This is a genomic window from Pseudoalteromonas prydzensis (genome assembly GCF_011050055.1).
GTDB classification, from domain to species: Bacteria; Pseudomonadota; Gammaproteobacteria; order Enterobacterales; family Alteromonadaceae; genus Pseudoalteromonas; species Pseudoalteromonas prydzensis_A.
Genome location: NZ_DRGM01000076.1, coordinates 19,444 through 35,667, shown reverse-complemented (window position 1 = coordinate 35,667; position 16,224 = coordinate 19,444). Strand labels below are relative to the sequence as shown.

The following is a 16,224-nucleotide window of genomic DNA, read 5'->3' as shown; positions in this document are numbered from 1 at the left end:
AGGGAGTTAAGTTATGCGGATGAAAATGAAGTAATATACAAGGAATGATATGAATATGCATCAGAGCATGGTCACTGGGGTCATTTTTGATTTAGATGGCACGCTTATGTCATCGGAGTTAGATTTCACCCTGATAAAGGCACAAATTGGTTGCCCAGCAGAGCTCGATTTACTTAGTTTTATAGCCCAGCTGCCTTCGCCCTATATGCGTGAAGAAGCAATGAATATTGTTCACCAGCACGAGCTTATAGATGCTCAACACGCCGTTCTTCTACCTGGTGTAGCGCAGGCTATTGCACGGTTAAAAGATCAAGCGCTACCGATGGCAATCGTAACGCGTAATTATGACCGCGCAGCTGCACTTAAATTAAAAAAAAACCCATTGCCTATCCAGACTGTACTCACTCGCAGTGATGCACCAGCAAAACCTGATCCTAGTGCCTTAAATGCAATTGCAACATTATGGGGAATGGAGCAACAGCATATACTTTATGTAGGCGACTACCTTTATGATATCCAAGCCGCACATAATGCTAATATGCGAGCCTGCTTATATGCACCGAGCGATATTCCTGCGTATGCCAATCAAGCCGATTACATTGTAAAGCACTTTTCTGAATTACCTGGGTTAATAAATCAATTAAGTGAAAAACAGCAACAATCTCGGATCTCATAGTCCACTGTTTAACGAATTTTTATTATTATGTTAAATAGCATGTTGTTTTATTTTTATTAATACCAAGCCATAAAAAATTAAATATCTAATCGTAATCTTGTAGCCATTTAATCACTAGCTGAAAACTGCGTGAATTGTTAAAATGGCGGCAATATCGAGTTTCCAATAGAGGCATAAGATGGGCAGAGCATTTGAAGTCCGTAAAAACGCCATGGCAAAAACAGCCAATGCGAAGACCAAAGTTAATTCTAAATACGGCAAAGAAATTTACGTTGCGGCAAGAAATGGTGAACCTGATCCAGAAGTAAACCAATCTCTGAAACGTTTAATCGAACGTGCCAAGCGAGATCAAGTTCCTGCGCATGTAATCGAAAAAGCGATAGAAAAAGCAGCAGGTGGTGCCGGGGAAGACTATTCAACAGCACGCTATGAAGGTTATGGCCCTGGTAATTGCATGGTGATAGTTGACTGTTTAACAGATAACCCAAATCGTACTATCAAAGATGTTCGCTTACCGTTCACTAAAACAGACTCTAAAATAGGCACGCCAGGCTGTGTAGCCCATATGTTTGATCACTTAGCTGTGCTTGGTTTTTCGGGGGATGATGATGAAGTGGTGCTTGAAGCGCTGATGATGGCTGATGTTGATGTTACTGACGTTGAAGTGGAAGACGGTAAAGTATCTGTATTTGCCCCTCATACTGAATATTACAAAGCAAAAACCGCGCTAGAAGATGCATTTGCAGATATTAACTTTGAAGTTGACGAAATTACCTTCGTACCGCAAGTCCATGTCGATATCACTGATCCGGACGACATCGCTAATTTTGAAAAGTTTATAACTATGCTTGAAGATTGTGATGACGTACAACATGTTTATCACAATGCAACGGTTGTTAGTTAAGTAAAGCTAGCGAGAGTAAAGTTAGCTAGGATAAATCTTGCGTAAGATTACGCCGTTGTTTTGAAAGCGCATTATTTTTAATGCGCTTTTTTGTTGGTTGCTGAATGTTAGCCATTCATTGTAGTTATGAATAGGTAATAAAAAAGCCAGCCCGAGGGCTGGCAATATGACACTAACAAACTCGAAGGAGAGTTATTGTTGCGCTTTAAACTTTATACGAAACGCATGCAATAATGGTTCAGTATAACCACTGGGTTGCTTCACCCCTTCTAACACAAGGGCTAGGGCGGCTTGATAAGCAATATTTTGTGATAAACTCTGGGCTGAGTCAGCCATATTGTTATACCTCGCATCGCCTTCATTTTGACCATCGACCACTTTAGCCATTTTGGCCATGGTGTTTTCTATTTGCGCTTGTGTACACACTCCGTGGTGCAACCAGTTAGCCATATGTTGACTTGATATACGCAAGGTTGCTCTATCTTCCATCAAGCCTATGTGGTTAATATCAGGTACTTTAGAGCAGCCAACGCCTTGGTCAATCCAGCGCACCACGTAACCTAAAATACCTTGTGCATTGTTATCAAGCTCGGCCTGAATGTCTTCTTTAGTTAAACTATTCGGATCGACCATCAAAGGTGGGGTGAGTAGCTGCGTTAAACTGGCTTGTTGACGTTCAGAGATGGCTTTTTGGCAGGCAAATACATCAACATCATGGTAGTGCATAGCATGTAACGTAGCAGCAGTCGGGGAGGGCACCCAGGCGGTGTTTGCGCCAGATTGCGGATGGGCAATTTTTTGTTCCATCATTAATGCCATTTTATCAGGCATTGGCCACATACCTTTACCGATTTGCGCGCGGCCACTTAAGCCGGTTTGCAAGCCGATATCAACATTACGATCTTCATACGCGGCTATCCAAGGTTGTTGTTTAATTGCTGCTTTTGGTAGTACCACACCGGCTTGCATTGAAGTATGAATTTCATCCCCTGTGCGATCTAAAAAGCCAGTGTTAATAAATACAACGCGCTCTTTTGCTGCTGCGATACAGGCTTTAAGGTTGACAGAAGTGCGGCGCTCTTCATCCATAATACCCATTTTCACGGTGTTTGCAGGAAGCTGTAGTAACTGCTCAACGCGGCTAAATAGAGTGTTTGTAAAGGCGACTTCTTCCGGGCCATGCATTTTGGGTTTTACAATATTGATACTGGCTGCGCTGGAGTTTTTAACTGGGCTATTACCTTGTAAGTCATGCAGCGCTGCAGTGGCTGTGATCACCGCATCCATAATGCCTTCAAATACATCCCGACCTTGGCTATCTTGTATTGCAGGATTAGTCATCAAGTGACCAACATTACGGATGAACATCATACTGCGGCCTTTTAAAGTCAACGGTTGGCCATTAACCCCGCTGTAGTTGCGATCTGGCGCCAGTGTACGCTCAATGGTTTTACCTTCTTTAGTGAATGATTCAACCAGCGTGCCTTTCATTAAACCAAGCCAGTTTTGGTAAACCTGCACTTTATCTTCGCCGTCAACGGCGGCAACGGAGTCTTCACAGTCCATTATGGTTGTTAATGCGGCTTCTAGCACCACGTCTTTTAAACCGGCTTTATCGGCGTTACCAATTGGGTGATTGTGGTCAATTTGTAGCTCAATGTGTAAGCCGTGACTGAGCAGTAAAATAGCCGTTGGATTTTGTGCTTCACCTTGAAAACCAACAAGTTGTGTTGGTTGTTTTAACCCAGTTTGTGAGCTATCACGTAAGGTGATAAAAAGCTGTCCATTCACTACCGAATAATTAGTGCTTTCGATATGTGAGCCATTTTCAAGGGGGATGGCTTTATCTAAAAACTGCCTTGCATAGGCCATTACTTTAAAGCCGCGAACAGGATTATAAGTGCTGCCTTTTTCGGCTCCATCCTCTTCACTTAACACATCAGTGCCGTATAAAGCATCGTATAACGAGCCCCAGCGAGCGTTTGCAGCATTAAGAGCAAAGCGTGCATTGCTTACTGGCACAACGAGCTGCGGGCCTGCGGTGTGTGCTATTTCAGGCTCTACATTATCGGTTTCAATGCAAAAATCTTCTGGCTCAGCAACTAAATAGCCAATATCAGTTAAAAACTGTTGATAATGCGCAGCATCCCAGTGGGTGTGTGCAACATGGTAGCTATCAATCTGATGTTGTAGATCTTCACGTTTAATAAGTAGTTGGCGGTTGATGGGGCTTAAATCATCAATAATATCAGCAAACCCTTGCCAAAAATGCTGTTCGCTAATGCCGGTGCCAGGTAGCAGTTGTTGGTTAATAAAGTCGGCTAATTGGTTATTTACAGTTAACCCAAACTGGCTGTGAGAGGTGGTCATAATCGGTATCCTTTTAAACGGTCGCGGTGTTAATTAAATGACGATTGTAGATTGTCGTGCTGTAACCATAACTCAAAAACGACCGCTCGTGTGGTTTTGGCCATTCATAAAGTATATAGCCAGCATAACAACTATAAATTTACTAAATCTGAAAAATCAGCCTAATGTTGAGTTAAGCGCTAACGAGCTGATACTCATTAGCCTCTCTCACAACCAGCAATATTAATTTTGTTTTAACCCGTTCAAAGGATTTTTATTATGACTACTTATCAACGTGAAACCGATTCGTTAGCAACTCTTTGTCAAGCACAAGGTAAACCATGGCAAGCTATTAACCCTGAGTACGCCAGTCGTATGCGTTTACAAAATCGCTTTCGTACCGGGCTAGATATCGCACAATTTACGGCAGATATTATGCGTGAAGATATGGCGGCATACGATGCTGATACCAGTCAATACACGCAATCTTTAGGCTGCTGGCATGGTTTTACTGCGCAACAAATGATGATGGCGATTAAGCGTCACCAAAAGACCACCAAGCGTAGTTACGTATATTTAAGTGGTTGGATGGTCGCGGCACTGCGCTCTGAGTTTGGTCCTCTACCTGATCAAAGTATGCATGAGAAAACCTCTGTGCCAGCACTTATTGAAGAAATTTATACTTTCCTAAAACAAGCTGATGCCCGCGAACTGGACCATTTATTTAAAGACTTAGATAACGCCAAAGCGAACGGCGGTGATGTGCAAGCAGTACTTGATAAAATTGATAACTTTGAAAGTCATGTAGTGCCAATTATTGCCGATATTGATGCCGGTTTTGGTAATGAAGAAGCAACCTATTTACTGGCTAAAAAGATGATTGAAGCCGGCGCATGTGCCATTCAAATCGAAAACCAAGTGTCAGATGCAAAACAATGTGGTCACCAAGCAGGTAAAGTTACGGTACCGCATGAAGACTTTTTAGCAAAAATTAATGCGGTACGTTATGCATTTTTAGAGCTTGGCATTGATAACGGCATTATCGTAGCGCGCACTGATTCACTGGGTGCAAGTTTGACCCAAAAAGTGCCGGTATCGCAAACACCTGGCGATCTTGCGAGCCAATACAATGCGTTTTTAGAAACCACACCGATTAACGGCGTAGAGGACTTAAACGAAGGCGACACGGCAATGAAGCTTAACGGCCAATTGTGTAAACCAACCCGCCTTGATAACGGCCTTTATCAATTCCGCGAAGGCACAGAGAAGGACCGTGTGGTACTTGATTGTGTGACCAGCTTGCAGTCAGGCGCTGATTTACTGTGGATTGAAACTGAAAAACCACACGTTAAGCAAATCGCTGAATTGGTAAATCGTGTTAAACAGCAAGTACCAGACGCGAAACTGGTTTACAACAATTCACCATCATTTAACTGGACACTTAAATTCCGTGAGCAGGTTTATCAACAGTGGCTTGATGAAGGTAAAGATTTATCAGCTTACCCAAGCATTGATGATAATAAGGCACTGATGGCACCTGAAATGGATAATACTGAATTGGCACAAGCCGCCGATGTGTTAGTACAAAACTTCCAACGCGATGGCGCACGTGAAGCAGGGATTTTCCATCATTTAATTACTTTACCAACGTACCATACAGCCGCGTTAAGTACTGATATTCTATCTGAAGGCTACTTTGGTGACTTAGGCATGCTGGCTTACGTACGTGATGTGCAACGTCAAGAAATTCGTCGTGAGCAAGCTTCTGTGAAGCACCAAGACTTAGCGGGTTCTAACATCGGTGATACACACAAAGAGTATTTCTCAGGTGACAATGCCCTTAAAGCCGGCGGTGAAGCAAATACTATGAACCAGTTCTAACATAACAGTCCAACTCAACAATGTTACAAAGGGCCGCAAGGCCCTTTTTTGATGCTAGCAACTACAGAGGATATTCAGCTTTACACTTTCCAACTTGCTAACTTTCCCACTCAGATCACTATTTAACTAGCTGGTAATTCCACAATGATTGTTTGGATCAGTATTTAACTAGCTGCTTATTTTGGTCTAAATTTTTGGATCAGTATTTAACCAGCTTAGTTTTTGGTTGCTATTTTTTAACAAATACTGCGATCAAATCGCTTTTTTGGCGATTGGCAAGGGCGATTTCAGATAAAAACAGCTGTAATTGGTCGTTACAGTAAAAATATAAACCGATTTTTTACCAACTCGAAACCACAGTAAACCACTTTTTTACCAACTCAAACGCCATAAACAGTGACTCAAACCGATTTTTTACTAACTTAGCGACCCAAAAATGTCATAAACCGAAATTTTACTAACTCGATTTTTTACAAAGTCCGATATTTAGTTTAAGTATGTAAGGAGTTACTTACATTATTGCTGTAAAGGGGGTTTACAAAAAGTTAGCGAGGGGAAAGTTAGCGAGAGTAAAGTTAGCAAGAGTAAAGTTAGCGAGTAGCGGGTTTACCCCGCGTAATGTTTTTATAAATGACTATTTTATGTTGCGAATATGGCGCGATATAAAATCGCGCCTACAATGCTTCGCAAACTCGCTAACTCACTAACTCGCAAACTCACTAACTCACTAACTCACTAACTCACTAACTCACTCACTTCTATTTACTATGCTTATCAAACCACCATTGGATATAAGCCACTTTAGCCATTAAGTTTGATGGACGCTGCGTAATACCATGTGAGGCATCAGGAATACGTACCATCGCGGTATCAACCCCTTGTAGTTTCAGTGCTTGGTAAAATTGCTCGGTCTCAGAAATGGGCGTGCGGTAATCCGCTTCACCGGTTAATAGCATAGTTGGCGTTTTTACATTACCGACATAGCTGATGGGTGAACGCTGCATATAATGCTCAATATGCTGCCATGGTTTACCTGGGAACCAGTAGTCGGCAAAGAATGGGTAGAAGTCAGCAGTTAGTACAAAGCTGATCCAATTGATCACCGGCTTGGCAACAACAGCGGCGGCAAATCTGTCGGTATGGCCAACAATCCACGCCGTAAGTACACCGCCACCTGAGCCACCGGTTACAAACAGTTTTGACTGATCAATAAAACCTTTGCCAAGTAGGGCGTCAACACCTGTCATTAAATCATCAAAATCGTTACTTGGGTAATTGTGATGAATGGTTTGCGCAAACTGTTTGCCGTAGGAATCGCTGCCACGTGGGTTCATGTATAAAACCACATTACCTTTGGCGGCAAATAATTGTACTTCAGCACTAAAGTGCGGACCATAGTTGGCCACAGGACCGCCATGGATCTCTAAAATAAGCGGGTATTTTTTACTACTATCAAACCCTGGAGGATAAGCAACCCAGCCTTGGATTGGTAAGTCGTCATGGCTTGATTTCAGCCAAATTTCTTCTACTTTCGCCAGCTGCTTGTTACCTAAGGCATCATCATTTAATTTAGTTAGCCGCTGCGTTTTGCTATTTTTAACTATGGCTACATCAGCAGGACGTTGGCTATCAGCAAGCGTGATTGCCACGTCACCGTCAGCGCTGATATCAAAATCACCACCAGAGTACGGGCGACCAAAAGACACACTACCAATTTTTTCGGTAATGACTTTACGCTTACCACTGCGTGGTTGATAAGCAAGCACGGTTTGCCCCTCGCTGGCGTAGCTAAAATAAAGCCCATTAGAGTTATCAGCCCATTTTATTTGCCCGACACTACGGTCAAAATCACTGGTTAAACTAGTGGTTTCCCCTGACTTTAAATCGCGAATATACAATTGGCTATTTTCATAGTTGGTCAATTTATCATCATAACCGGTGTAGGCGAGGTAGCGACCATTTGGTGAAACGTGTGGTTGGTTATCAGGGCCCACTCGGTCGGTAACTGCGGTGATCTGTAAGTCGTTTAATGTCAGTTGATAAATTTCTGAATTAGTTGGTTTGAGCCTAAATTCAGCATGTCGATTTGCCGAAAAATAAAGAGTATTTCCTTCATCAGCAAAACTAACTGGCCCACTATGATCAAAGTCACCAGAAGTTAACTGACGAGCATTACCGCCATTGGCATCAATAGTAAACAAATGACGAAAACCAGGTTTGCTATAACCGCCGCCATCGGCGCGATAATATACGTCATCAATAAATTTAGCAGGCTCTGCCCAGCTGGCACCTTCAGGCTTACCTGGTAAATTAATAGGGGCACTAACTTTGCTCGGGACAAATTGGCTAAACAGCAGTTGCCGTCCATTAGGTGCCCATTGCAAATTTGAAGGGCTTTGGGTCAGGTTACTAATTTTTGCAAGTGCGCCTGTTTTTAGCCACTTAACATAAATTTGGCTACTGCCATCGCGAGTGGAAATAAACGCTAAGCGTGATTGGTCAGGAGAAAGTACTGGCGCATAGTCCATATGTACGCCAGATGTAAGTGGTTGTAGTTGCTTTGAATTACTATCTACAGACCAAATATTACTGACTTTTCTATCGCTTTTAATGTCCATGCGATTGCGAACAAAGTACACCGTTTTACCATCATTGGTCATTTCAATTTGGTTGGCATATTCAAGGTCGAATACGTTTTCAAGTTGTAGAGTCTGCAGGTTATCATTGGCTAACACTGAAAAGCACAGTGAGGTTAGTAGGGCAGCGAGGGCAATCAATTTCATTTTAATTCCTTGTTATTAATTATCGCACCTAACCGTTATAGAATAACAAAACCCAAAGGTACACCATGATGCGATGAATACTTTTAAAATGAATAGGAATTAATAATGAAATAGTGGCTAGTTAGGTGAATCTAGCCGCCATCAATCTTTTTAGTGGTTAAGGTGCGATAGTAAACTCGCACTCAGTGAGTACGATGCTTGCATTTATTTGGTAAAACACCGTAATTTGAGTGTTTTTAGGCACTGCTGATGCAAGTGTGTTGGTTATTGTAAATTGCAATTGCTGCTCATCAAAGGCCATTAACTTGGCTGCTTCAAAACCAAAAAATTGCTTTACGCTTGGGTATAACGCTTTAAAAATGCTTTCTTTTGCTGAAAAAATTACTGTTAATGGGTGTGAAAGCTGCTCAGCCAATTGTCTAAATAGTGGATATTCATCAGGATGCAAAATTTGCTTTTGTAGCTCTAGTTCTTGCTTTGCACTCATTAGTTGCTCTATATCAATACCAATTCCAGCGACATCAGTGTGCTGACACGCCATTGCCATTGCCATTGCGACGCCCTGGGTGTGGGTAATACTACCAATAATGTTTTCAGGCCAGATGGGGGCGCGATCGGGGCCTGAGATAATATCGAAACAGGGGACATTGAGGGTACTTAACACCTGTTTAGCGCAAAAACGGCCGGCGAGGTATTCAGCTCTTCGTTTAATAACTGCCTTTTGTAGTTGTTGCGGAAACAAAATCTGATAATTTAAAAAGTCACTGTCAATAAAACTGCTACTATCAAACTCACAGCAATAACTATTATGGTGAAGTTGTGGGCTCAGTTTAGTATAAAGAGAAAAGTCCATAATATTTTGCTGTTTAGTTTAGTGTCATTAGTAAGGCTTTGATAATAGGGTTAATAAGTTAATAAATAAAGTAAAGGCGATGATTATTTAGTTGCTAATAAATACTCATCAGCATTATTAGCAGTAGACGTACTATGATCTTAGCGTTAAATTCAGTTTGTTATTTAAGCAAAATAAGACAAAGGAGCTCAGATGATTGGCTATACAATGTTAGGCACCAATAAATTGCCAAATGCAGTGGCATTTTACGATGAACTATTCTCTTTACTCAATGCGCAACGTTTTTTAGAAACAGATAATTTTGTCGCTTGGAGTGTTGATCCTCAGCAACCTGGTTTTGCCATCACTAAACCATATGATGGTAATGTTGCAACAGTCGGTAATGGCACTATGATCGCGATTGCTGTAGACAGCCCTGCGCAAGTAGATGCTTTTTATGCAAAAGCAATTGAACTTGGGGCAACCGATGAAGGTGCGCCTGGACCGCGTGAAATGCCGGGGTTTTATGCCGGTTATTTCCGTGATCTAGATGGTAATAAACTGAATGTCTTTTGTTTCAGCCACGCTGCATAACCTTGCAATTTAACGGTAAAAGCATGACTAAAATAACGGTTTTGATGGCGTTATTCGCAGGGTTTAGTTTCCCTGCGGCTAACGCGCAACGAATACCAACCTGGCCAGACAATAAAATCGCTGTTAGCCTTTCTTATGATGACGCGTTAGCGAGTCAGCTCGATAACGCAGTACCTGCACTTAATAAATATAACTTTAAAGCATCATTTTATATAGTTCCAAACTCAGCGAATGTGCAATCACGTATGGGTGAATGGCAAGCACTAGCAAGTGAGGGGCATGAACTTGGTAATCACAGTTTATTTCATCCCTGCAGCGCATCCAAAGCATCGCGAGAATGGGTTAGCGAAGAGCAAAACCTTGATAATTACACCGCTGAACGCGCGATACGTGAAGTGCTAACGGCGAATGTATTCTTACAAGCACTTGATGGCAAAACGCAGCGTACATTCACGCCCCCTTGCTTTGATACCCAAGCTGCCCAAAGCGACTTCATAGCGCCGTTACGAGCGCATTTTATAGCTATCAAAGGGCTTGATGACGATAATGGCCGTTCAGTACTATGGGCGCCATCAAGTGTAACTGGGCAACAATTGATTGATTATGTGAAAAATGTACCCGAGGAAGTACAGCTGATTAATATGCTTTTTCATGGCGTCGGTGGTGATCATTTGAGTGTATCAGTTGCAGCGCACGCACAGCTGTTAGACTATTTAGCTGCTAATAAAGAACGCTACTATGTTGACTCCTATATTAATATTATGAACAAACAGACTAAGGAGTGACTGGTGTATATTGGTGAGATGGCAAAGCGTTCAGGAGTGTCAATTAAAGCAATTAGGCATTATGAAAGGATAGGTCTACTGACGAACATAAAACGTCAAGGGAGTTACCGTATTTATGAAAACGCTGATGTGGAGTTTGTGACGCTGATAAAACGAGCACAGTTATTAGGGTTAAGCTTAACTCAGCTAAAAGATTTAAAAGTTACTCGCCATGACTTAGATTGGGCCTGTGGTAATGGCTTTGCTAGAAGATAAAAAGCAGCAAGTGTTGATCGCTATTGCTGCGCTGCGGGAACAAGAAAAATTGCTAGAATATTACCATCAAGATATAAAAAATTGTTTAGATAGGCTTGACTCTACCCTTTAGGGGAGGGTGTATGCTGCTGCTTTTAAAGGAGTAGTTAGCATGAAAAAAAATATATTAGTGATTGATGCAAATCCAAAAAGCAGCAGTTTTTGTGGCTCATTGGGAACAGCTTATATTGCGTCATGTCATAGTGGAAGTGATGTGCACTATCTTTCTCTCAATACGATGCAGTTTAACCCCGACTTAAGTGAGGGCTATAGCAGTGAACAGCGATTGGAGCCGGATTTAGTCGAGTTTCAAGCAAAGTTACAATGGGCTGAACATATTGTATTGTTTATTCCCGTTTGGTGGGGCGGGTTACCAGCCAAATTTAAAGGCTTGATCGACCGTACTTTTCTATCTGGTTTTGCATTTAGATATCAGCCTAATAAAACCATCCCCGATAAACTGCTGAAAGGGCGCACCGCAGAAGTTGTTTTAACGCTTGATACACCTCCGTTTTATTATCGTTATTTTCAAGGCGACTCTGTGACAAAGCAGTTAAAACACACTATTTTAGGCTTTTGTGGCATTAAAGTTGTTTCGATGACGTATATTGGCCCAATAATCAGTTCAACCACAGAGCAGCGGGCTAAGTGGTTAAAGCAGATAGCTAAAATGGCGATGAAATGAGAATATAGCGTTGCTATCGCGGTACTTTGATAGCTTGTAAGAGTTTAGAGCCGCGTCTAATAACAATAATATAAGTGAGAATAGGTGTGCGTTTTTATATTTCAAAACTCGGCTTAACAGGGATTTTATCAGTACTGGTTGGCTGCTCAGGTGAGCCTGTCTTTGAAGCTTCGTCAACATCACAATTTCGTCATACGCAAGAGATTGTTGAGTCAGTCGCATTATCGAATGACGGCCAGCTAAGTGTTGTTTCAGAGCAAGGTAAGGTGTGTGTATGGGACAACACGATTAAGAAGACCTTGTTTAACTGTATAACCGGTGATGATGCTAAGCATGTTGAGTTGGTTGGGGTTAGCGATGATAAAACTAAATTTTATATTTCTAACCGGATGTCAGTGCACTTATTTTCGGTTAAAACTGGGCAGTTACTTGGTAGTTGGTCAACAGGGCAAAACATTGCCCGTGATATCGCACTATCAGCAAATGGTCAATTAATGGTGGTCGCTTATCGCAGCGGTGAAGCTGATGTGATCAACACCAACACTAAGCAAAATACGCTATTTCAAATACATCGTCTGGATATTAATTCTGTCGCGTTATCTGCTGATGGCCAAACAGCATTCACGGGTTCCAGCGATAAATTTGCTTATTTATGGTCAACTGATGATGGCGCTATTTTGCAAAAATTTAAATTAGCGACACGTGTTAACCACGTTAGCATGAACGAAAATGCAACGTTAGGTTTTGCCATTGATTCTGTTGATGATCGTGTATTTGTTGATTTAAAAACGGGCACTGAGCAAGCGCAGTTAAATATATTTGCTAATTTTATCGAGTTTAATCATTCGCGATTTATCAATAATAATAAGTGGTTTTTAACGGGTTCGCCAAACAGCACATTGCAATTATGGCGGGTGCAAGACGGTACATTGCTCGCTGAATATAAAGCAGCACAACAGCGCATTCGTGGCTCAGTTTTAGCGGTTGCGTATGATAAAGAAAATAAAAACATGGTCAGCGAAAACAGTGATGGAGTACGAGAAGTTTGGCCGTATCAGCCTAAGTAAGTCAGCATTTAATTGGATTTAATAAGCCGTGTTGATTTAACAAACACGGCTTTTATAATTACAGCTTACAGCTTACAGCTTACAGCTTACAGCTTACAGCTTACCGCTTACCGCTTACCGCTATTAATAATCAAACTTATGCTTAGTAAATAAGCTTTGCACTTGTTGCCATATTTTGCCTGGCTTGCCATTAGCAACCGGGTGCCCGTTGAGTTTTACCACTGGGCCAACTTCTTTTGTGGCGCTGGTGATCCACACTTCATCGGCAGCAAATAACTCCTGCTTAGTAATAATGCGCTGTTGGACCTTAAAGTCACTGTGGCTATGTAATATCGTCAAAATTAACCAGCGAGTGATCCCCGGTAATATTTGGTTATCCAGAGGTGGTGTGCTGATCACGCCATCTTTAACAATAAATACATTGCTTGAACTTGCTTCGGTAAGTTCATCTAAGCGGTTAAATAGAATAGTTTCATTGTTACCCGCTGCCGCACCATGTTGATAGTGAATAACATTGCCAAGCAAAGCGGTTGATTTGATGTGACAACGTTGCCAGCGCTTATCTTGCTCAACGGATACCGTATAGGTTTTAGCTTTGTCTATGTCGCAAACAGGCTGTGCTGGAATTTCGAACGCGTAAGCAAATACTGTTGCTGTTATGCCGTGAGGATAAGCATGAGCACGCTTGGTATCAGCGCCGCGACTAACATGTAAATAAATACCTAAGTTATCACCTTGGTTTTTTTCGCACAGTTGCTGGCAGATTTCACGCCATTGATCGGTTGTATAATCTAAGTTAATTTCCAGCTCATTTAAACCGTTATTCATGCGTTCTATATGTGCCGCAAAACCAAGCATCTTGCCATGGTAGGCTGGGATCACTTCGTAGATGCCATCACCAAATAAAAATCCTCTGTCCATTGGTGATATTTTTGCGTGCTCAGCACTCATATAATCGCCGTTTAAATACACCGTGCTCATTGTAAATCCTCATTCTGATTGGCATCACCGCTAAGCTGACGTAGTCTTGCGATGAGTTGTTGACCATGCATCGCATGCAGGCCATCTTCGGTTAATTCATTCTTGTGGGTAACACCATCAATGCTGCCGCGTTCACTCAAGTATTGCAGGATGGCGAGGGGGGCGACAGCTGCGAGTAAATCTTGGCCACACCAGCGGCTTAACAACGCAATGATGCCGTAGGCTGCCCAGTTTGAGACATCAGCCAATAACAATTCATCACAACAGGTTAGGCTCGGCATAATGCTCAGCTCAGTCATATACTGAGATAAGTTGCCCATGCCAATTTCATTGCCACCATCACCAATTGCAACGGTAGGGCAGGGGGCTTGAGTAATAAAAAAATCAAAGCAGCCACAATCAGCAGAGATATCGATACCACGCATGTTGTAGTATTTATTACCATGACACAGCCCCGGTCGCTCGATTGAAAGTACGCAGTCTGGCTTTAATTCAGTCAGCGCCTTTTGGCTAAAGGTCATTGCGTCGGTAAAGTTATTAAGTGGTAATTCAAAGCAGTTAAAATCAGCTTTTAACGCACTGTAAAGGGGGTTGCCACACACTAATATGGGGTGTTTGCCAAGCGCCTGCAATGCATTGTATAAAGCAATAGCACCAACTGGGCCGTCGGTTTCAAAGGTTTGTTTTACCGCAAAGCCGGTACCAATTAGCACCGTGTTTTTTGCTGCAAACAACGATTTTGCAGCGCGTAGGTAAGTCCCTGTCTGCTGATGAGCATAGAGAGTTTGCATGCCCCGAAGGTTTTGTTCAACCATCATGGTTTCGATTACTTGGCTGAATTGCACATCACTTAGTTGCTGTGACATAGTGCTTTGATCTCTGCAATGAGGGCAATACCTGCGGCGTTATCGCCGTGTACGCATAAACTATCGGCATGCAGTGGTAATTGCTTACCAGAGCGGGTAGTTACACAGCCTGTAGCAAGTAACTGTTTAACTTGTGCGATCAATGCAGGCTTATCATGCACACTGCCAGCCATTTTTCGTGAAACGAGCAGGCCTTCATCGGTGTACTGGCGATCAGCAAACGCTTCTAAAATTAACTCCAGTTGGTATTGCTGGGCCAATTGCTGATGCTGCTCAGCGTTTGCACTAGCAAGTATCATTAACTTTAATGCACTTGGATAACTGGCAACAGCTTGCATCACAGTGGTCAATAATGTTTCATCAACCATCATATCGTTGTATAAAGCGCCATGTGGCTTTACGTACTCTAAAGTGAGGCCTTGTACTTTTGCCATGCCTTCAATAGCGGCTATTTGATAATGTAGGCAGTTGCTTAGCTCTTGCGCTGTTAACGCCATCGAGCGACGGCCAAACCCTTGTCTATCAGGGTAGCTTGGGTGAGCACCAATCAGTACCTTATGTTGTTTAGCGAGCTTCAAGGTGTTGGCCATCACATCGCTATCACCGCCATGGAAACCACAGGCGATATTTGCCATATCAATATGCGGCATGACTTCTTTATCAAGACCCATTTGCCATGCGCCAAAGCTTTCACCTAAATCACAATTGAGCTTCATTATTGTTTCCGTTTAAAAAGCCGAAATATGGGCATTTTGAATATCGGTGATCAACATATGCCCGGGGCTATGTGTGATACAAAAATCAGGCGCGGCATTCGCTATGGCTATTTGAGGAGTGACGCCACACGCCCAAAATACCGGCACTTCGCCTTCTTTAATGGTGACAGACTCACCAAAATTAGGGCGGTAAATATCTTTAATGCCAATTGCCGCAGGATCGCCGAAATGCACCGGTGCCCCATGTACATCAGGAAAGCGACTGCAAATTTGAATCGCACGAATCGCATCCGCAGGTTTCATCGGTCGCATACTCACTACCATGTTAGAGTGGAATATGCCGGCACTTTCACACGGAATATTGGTCATGTACATAGGCACATTTTTATTTTCTGTAATATTGCGTATTTCTATTCCTGCTGCTTTTAATGGCTCTTCAAATGAGAATGAGCAACCAATTAAAAAAGTGACTAAATCATCGCGCCATTGCTCTTTGATATTAGTGACCTCTTTAATCAATTGGCCATTCTTAAAAATGTGGTAGCGCGGTAAATCAGTACGAATGTCTAAATCATGAGCGACATTAGGAATACTGGTAGCACCCGCTAATCGGCTGGTTGCAATAATCGGGCATGACTTTTTATTCGCTTGGCAAAATTGTAAAAAATCCAACGCATACTTCTGGGGTAAAATCACTAAATTAGCTTGTACAAAACCAGGCACAAACCCTGACGTATGACCGGTGTAATCTTCATTACGGATCATATTTCGAATAGCGTAAGGCGTCGTAAGTGATGCGTTATGTTGCATA

General features: G+C 42.3%; 15 protein-coding genes. 8 read left to right on the top strand and 7 right to left on the bottom strand.

The window, feature by feature from the left end; genetic code table 11:
* Window positions 1-49: 49 nt before the first annotated feature.
* Both ENH88_RS06730 and ENH88_RS06725 read left to right on the top strand, forming a co-directional pair.
* Window positions 50-676 carry an HAD family hydrolase gene (locus ENH88_RS06730; RefSeq protein WP_304181003.1) on the top strand — a complete coding sequence of 209 codons (627 nt, stop codon included), beginning with the start codon at window positions 50-52 and terminating at the stop codon, window positions 674-676.
* A gap of 178 nt (window positions 677-854) precedes the next feature.
* Window positions 855-1,580, top strand: a complete 726-nt coding sequence (locus ENH88_RS06725; protein WP_304181001.1) for a YebC/PmpR family DNA-binding transcriptional regulator — start codon at window positions 855-857, stop codon at window positions 1,578-1,580.
* Between the two features lie 192 nt (window positions 1,581-1,772).
* On the opposite strand, the gene ENH88_RS06720 is transcribed toward ENH88_RS06725, so the two are convergent.
* The gene (locus tag ENH88_RS06720) at window positions 1,773-3,950 is read right to left on the bottom strand and encodes a malate synthase G (RefSeq protein ID WP_304180999.1); all 2,178 of its coding nucleotides are present in this window, start codon (window positions 3,948-3,950) and stop codon (window positions 1,773-1,775) included.
* A 258-nt stretch (window positions 3,951-4,208) separates the two neighbouring features.
* On the opposite strand from ENH88_RS06720, the gene ENH88_RS06715 reads away from it, so the two are divergent.
* Window positions 4,209-5,810, top strand: coding sequence for an isocitrate lyase (locus ENH88_RS06715; RefSeq protein WP_304180997.1), 1,602 nt, complete (start codon window positions 4,209-4,211; stop codon window positions 5,808-5,810).
* A 758-nt stretch (window positions 5,811-6,568) separates the two neighbouring features.
* On the opposite strand, the gene ENH88_RS06710 is transcribed toward ENH88_RS06715, so the two are convergent.
* The gene (locus tag ENH88_RS06710; RefSeq protein WP_304180995.1) at window positions 6,569-8,593 is read right to left on the bottom strand and encodes a S9 family peptidase; all 2,025 of its coding nucleotides are present in this window, start codon (window positions 8,591-8,593) and stop codon (window positions 6,569-6,571) included.
* A gap of 157 nt (window positions 8,594-8,750) precedes the next feature.
* Window positions 8,751-9,446, bottom strand: a complete 696-nt coding sequence (locus tag ENH88_RS06705; RefSeq protein ID WP_304180993.1) for a 4'-phosphopantetheinyl transferase family protein — start codon at window positions 9,444-9,446, stop codon at window positions 8,751-8,753.
* 192 nt (window positions 9,447-9,638) lie between these two features.
* On the opposite strand from ENH88_RS06705, the gene ENH88_RS06700 reads away from it, so the two are divergent.
* From ENH88_RS06700 to ENH88_RS06680, 5 genes are all read left to right on the top strand, one after another.
* A complete protein-coding gene (locus ENH88_RS06700) occupies window positions 9,639-10,019 on the top strand; it encodes a VOC family protein (protein ID WP_304180991.1) in 381 nt (126 codons plus the stop codon).
* A gap of 23 nt (window positions 10,020-10,042) precedes the next feature.
* A complete protein-coding gene (locus tag ENH88_RS06695; protein WP_304180989.1) occupies window positions 10,043-10,804 on the top strand; it encodes a polysaccharide deacetylase family protein in 762 nt (253 codons plus the stop codon).
* Between the two features lie 3 nt (window positions 10,805-10,807).
* Window positions 10,808-11,059, top strand: coding sequence for a MerR family DNA-binding transcriptional regulator (locus ENH88_RS06690; RefSeq protein ID WP_304180988.1), 252 nt, complete (start codon window positions 10,808-10,810; stop codon window positions 11,057-11,059).
* Between the two features lie 151 nt (window positions 11,060-11,210).
* On the top strand, window positions 11,211-11,783 hold the full coding sequence (locus tag ENH88_RS06685; RefSeq protein WP_304180986.1) for an NAD(P)H-dependent oxidoreductase: 573 nt from the start codon (window positions 11,211-11,213) through the stop codon (window positions 11,781-11,783).
* Window positions 11,784-11,869: 86 nt separating this feature from the next.
* Window positions 11,870-12,850, top strand: coding sequence for a WD40 repeat domain-containing protein (locus ENH88_RS06680; RefSeq protein WP_304180984.1), 981 nt, complete (start codon window positions 11,870-11,872; stop codon window positions 12,848-12,850).
* Window positions 12,851-12,973: 123 nt separating this feature from the next.
* Here ENH88_RS06680 and ENH88_RS06675 read toward each other — a convergent pair whose 3' ends face one another.
* The 4 genes from ENH88_RS06675 to ENH88_RS06660 are packed head-to-tail and all read right to left on the bottom strand — an operon-like array spanning window position 12,974 to window position 16,223.
* Window positions 12,974-13,831 carry an aminotransferase class IV gene (locus tag ENH88_RS06675; protein WP_304180982.1) on the bottom strand — a complete coding sequence of 286 codons (858 nt, stop codon included), beginning with the start codon at window positions 13,829-13,831 and terminating at the stop codon, window positions 12,974-12,976.
* Window positions 13,828-14,697, bottom strand: a complete 870-nt coding sequence (locus ENH88_RS06670; RefSeq protein ID WP_304180980.1) for a glutamate cyclase domain-containing protein — start codon at window positions 14,695-14,697, stop codon at window positions 13,828-13,830. The genes ENH88_RS06675 and ENH88_RS06670 overlap by 4 nt, the downstream gene beginning before the upstream one ends.
* Window positions 14,682-15,413 carry a 5-oxoprolinase subunit PxpA gene (locus ENH88_RS06665; RefSeq protein ID WP_304180978.1) on the bottom strand — a complete coding sequence of 244 codons (732 nt, stop codon included), beginning with the start codon at window positions 15,411-15,413 and terminating at the stop codon, window positions 14,682-14,684. Before ENH88_RS06665 ends, ENH88_RS06670 begins: the two co-directional genes overlap by 16 nt.
* A 12-nt stretch (window positions 15,414-15,425) precedes the next feature.
* Entirely contained in the window at window positions 15,426-16,223 is a 798-nt protein-coding gene (locus ENH88_RS06660; protein ID WP_304180976.1) for a putative hydro-lyase, read from the bottom strand.
* Between the last annotated feature and the right edge of the window lies 1 nt (window position 16,224).

Bases quoted from the DNA above. Each gene is read 5' to 3' on its own strand.
- ENH88_RS06730 (WP_304181003.1), top strand. From the start codon at position 50: ATGAATATGCATCAGAGCATGGTCACTGGGGTCATTTTTGATTTAGAT.
- ENH88_RS06725 (WP_304181001.1), top strand. From the start codon at position 855: ATGGGCAGAGCATTTGAAGTCCGTAAAAACGCCATGGCAAAAACAGCC.
- ENH88_RS06720 (WP_304180999.1), bottom strand. From the start codon at position 3,950: ATGACCACCTCTCACAGCCAGTTTGGGTTAACTGTAAATAACCAATTA.
- ENH88_RS06715 (WP_304180997.1), top strand. From the start codon at position 4,209: ATGACTACTTATCAACGTGAAACCGATTCGTTAGCAACTCTTTGTCAA.
- ENH88_RS06710 (WP_304180995.1), bottom strand. From the start codon at position 8,593: ATGAAATTGATTGCCCTCGCTGCCCTACTAACCTCACTGTGCTTTTCA.
- ENH88_RS06705 (WP_304180993.1), bottom strand. From the start codon at position 9,446: ATGGACTTTTCTCTTTATACTAAACTGAGCCCACAACTTCACCATAAT.
- ENH88_RS06700 (WP_304180991.1), top strand. From the start codon at position 9,639: ATGATTGGCTATACAATGTTAGGCACCAATAAATTGCCAAATGCAGTG.
- ENH88_RS06695 (WP_304180989.1), top strand. From the start codon at position 10,043: ATGACTAAAATAACGGTTTTGATGGCGTTATTCGCAGGGTTTAGTTTC.
- ENH88_RS06685 (WP_304180986.1), top strand. From the start codon at position 11,211: ATGAAAAAAAATATATTAGTGATTGATGCAAATCCAAAAAGCAGCAGT.
- ENH88_RS06675 (WP_304180982.1), bottom strand. From the start codon at position 13,831: ATGAGCACGGTGTATTTAAACGGCGATTATATGAGTGCTGAGCACGCA.
- ENH88_RS06670 (WP_304180980.1), bottom strand. From the start codon at position 14,697: ATGTCACAGCAACTAAGTGATGTGCAATTCAGCCAAGTAATCGAAACC.
- ENH88_RS06665 (WP_304180978.1), bottom strand. From the start codon at position 15,413: ATGAAGCTCAATTGTGATTTAGGTGAAAGCTTTGGCGCATGGCAAATG.
- ENH88_RS06660 (WP_304180976.1), bottom strand. From the start codon at position 16,223: ATGCAACATAACGCATCACTTACGACGCCTTACGCTATTCGAAATATG.